Annotated in this window: 2 protein-coding genes; one reads left to right on the forward strand and one right to left on the reverse strand. The window is 35.8% G+C overall.

Features of this window, described 5'->3' with window-relative positions; genetic code table 11:
• Positions 1–136 precede the first annotated feature (136 nt).
• Positions 137–1735 carry a DUF6128 domain-containing protein gene (locus BM183_RS20380; protein ID WP_091689441.1) on the reverse strand — a complete coding sequence of 533 codons (1599 nt, stop codon included), beginning with the start codon at positions 1733–1735 and terminating at the stop codon, positions 137–139.
• A gap of 302 nt (positions 1736–2037) precedes the next feature.
• On the opposite strand from BM183_RS20380, the gene BM183_RS20385 reads away from it, so the two are divergent.
• The gene (locus BM183_RS20385) at positions 2038–2733 is read left to right on the forward strand and encodes a hypothetical protein (protein ID WP_091689443.1); all 696 of its coding nucleotides are present in this window, start codon (positions 2038–2040) and stop codon (positions 2731–2733) included.
• Positions 2734–2914 lie beyond the last annotated feature (181 nt).

Consider the following 2914-nt stretch of genomic DNA (forward strand, 5'->3'; position numbering starts at 1 on the left):
TTGAATACAGACTCAGCCTCTTGGCAGCATAAAAGGAAAAGGCGAAGTGGATAAATCCACTCCGCCATAAAGTCTAACTTTTAGGGGTCACATCAAAGTTACATAGAAAGCAAGGGTCTTATTATTTTTACAGGATTTAATTCAGGACTACAGGCACATACCAATAACCAAATTCTCCGGATCTGCGGTCTCTTCTCTTAATACTCTTGAAATTCTCAAATCCGAACATTCTTGCCATGAATTTTTCACGGTTATGAAATATTCCCGGCACACCTAATATATACCTGGCCTCTTTGTCATCATTCACTCTTGCAAAAATCAGATGACGATAGCTATAATATCCATGAAGAAGAAAACTATTATTTCCTAATACCCAGGCTTCCATTGGAAGCAATCCTATGTCTTGAGGCTCTATTTTAACGCACCATGCAACCTCATTATCTTCAAAGGGGTACATTCTTTGAAAATTATTATACATATATTGAGCTGTGGGATGGTCTTCAAAGAAAGGTTTTGTTAATTTTTCACTTCTATCCTGTCTTTCTCTGCTTCTGTTATCCGGTATATTACCTCTGGATCTTTCTTCTTCATAATATTTTCTTGTCATTTCATCTTCCCATTTGTCTCTTTCAGGATTTCTTCCGGGAATACAATTAGCTTCTGTTAAAGCAACGGGAGTTGGACCGGGAGTCGTAGTGTTCTTATCCTCCCCTTTATCCTCAGCTGTGGGTTGGTTAGAAACAACTGGCTTAGGCTCTTGGGAAACCTGTTGTTCCGGAGTATCCGGTTTTAACTTCATTTGCCCTGTAATAGCATTAGCTAACTTAAGAAAATTCTCAACATTTAACTCACCTTTTTCTACTGCCTTTGTACCCTCAACCTCTGGACTAACCGGCTGAGATTCTGTTTTTATCTCGGATACTGTAGGCTCTTCCGCCTTTTCTTCCGGAGATTCTGCTTCTTTTTTTACTTCTGAAACTTTGGCCTCAACCTCTCTTTTTACATCATAGGTTTCTGTCCCCGGGTCTTTGTTTAGGTCGTTGGCTTCTGTTTCTAAGGCATCTTTTATGTCCTTAGATTCTGCCTTTGAGTCTTCTTTTATGTCATATGTTTCTGCCTCTGGGCCTTTTTCTATATCATTAGTTTCTGTCTCCGTATCTTTCTTTATGTCATTAGCTTCCCTTTCTGTCCCTTTCCTTATGTAATAAACCTTTGCCTCTGTCCCGACTTCTTTCTTTCCTTTGAAGTCTTCTTCCTTTTCAATATTTGCTGCCACCAAATGGGGTTCTTTTTCACTTCTGGTTAATTCCTTCTCCTCTTCAACAGGTTTAACCACTTTCTTTTTCTCAAGGGTAGAAACAACCTCCATATTAATTGGCTGATCATCCCATTCTGTTGCAAAGAATTTGGAATCGGAAAGGTATAGTACCATTCCTCCCATGTGTTCTAAACTATAGGGTGAATTCATGATATGCTCTGAATTTGTTTGAACCTTCAAATCACCGGCACTGTTTTTTATTAACATAGTACCTATTTGTATACCATCCAGTCCACCATTGTCTCGCCTAAAAAAATAAACTTTTAATTGTTTATCGTTTAAGCTGGGGGCAGTGATATGAAGTGTACATTTGCACAATCCATTACGTGCTTCTATCCTGGCATACCCAACATTGTTTCTTTTCCTACCGTCTTCATAATTGTAAATGTATGAAACTAATCTTCTATAGTCAGGCATATTCAACTCCCTCTTTATACCGTGCACTGATTGTATACAATAGAACTCAGATAAGTATAGTCAATCATAGCACTACTATTTTCATATAAATATATTCTTAAAGAAGATGAAATATGCCAATATAAAATAGGATATAAAAAACGAAGAAAAAAAGAAATTAGCAGATACACTGACAGCCTAATCTATCTCACTGTTTAATTGCAATAAAACAAATTATTAGCCGGTAATATATTGACAATTATTAATTTTTAATAGAATATATATGAACAGATACTAATAAAGAATCCAGGGGAGGTTTGAAAATGTGTACAAGCTTTATATATAGAGAAAATGACAGGATAATTGGAATGAATTTTGATAATAATGGGATGGATTTTTCTATCGATACAAGTGCCCCGGACTTTTTTCTTGTAAAGGTGGGGAAGGGTAAGCATCCTTCTTTTGGTGTTAATAAAAAAGGTGTGTTCTTTAATAATCTTATGGTGGATTCTAATGGAAAAGGTTTATACCGAAGGCCAAGTAAAAATGTTACCCATACCACTAAATTTATTACGGATATCCTTAAGGGAAATATACTTATAGAAAATCTAGGTGAATATCTGAATAATATAGAAGTTGTTAACGTTCCCGATTGGAGTACCCATAATATGATATGTGATTCAAAAGCTAACGTATGGATAGTGGAGCCTGGACGTGGAAACTTGTATAGCCCTGCTGATTCATCACCATTCTATGTGATGACTAATTTTTCATTATGGGACTATGAAAAAGATTTAATACCATGTGAATGCCAACGATATAAAAAAGTATTCACTTCCTTATCTGATTCTGGTAAGTTGGATGTAGATTCCGCATTTAAAATTCTGGAATCAGCAAAGCAAAACAACGATGAATGGAAAACTGATTTTTCCATGGTATATTCAGAAAAAGAACATTCGGTGTATTATTGCCTGAATGGAAACTTTAACGAAAGATTTAAATACGTGTTTCAAGCTTAGTCTTTACTTATCAAGTATGGGAAATAAAAATTTAGTTTACTAATGCACGTACGCTTTGCCCTGAAGTTATGTGAAAAACTCAAAAATGTTAATTGGGCCTTCATAATGACTCAATTTATATTTTGTAAGATAACGTGGTGTATAGGATAAATTTTGCTACCTTACCCTCGTGCGGCATGGC

Origin of the sequence: Anaerocolumna aminovalerica, from assembly GCF_900115365.1 — a bacterium.
Classification (GTDB): domain Bacteria; phylum Bacillota; class Clostridia; order Lachnospirales; family Lachnospiraceae; genus Anaerocolumna; species Anaerocolumna aminovalerica.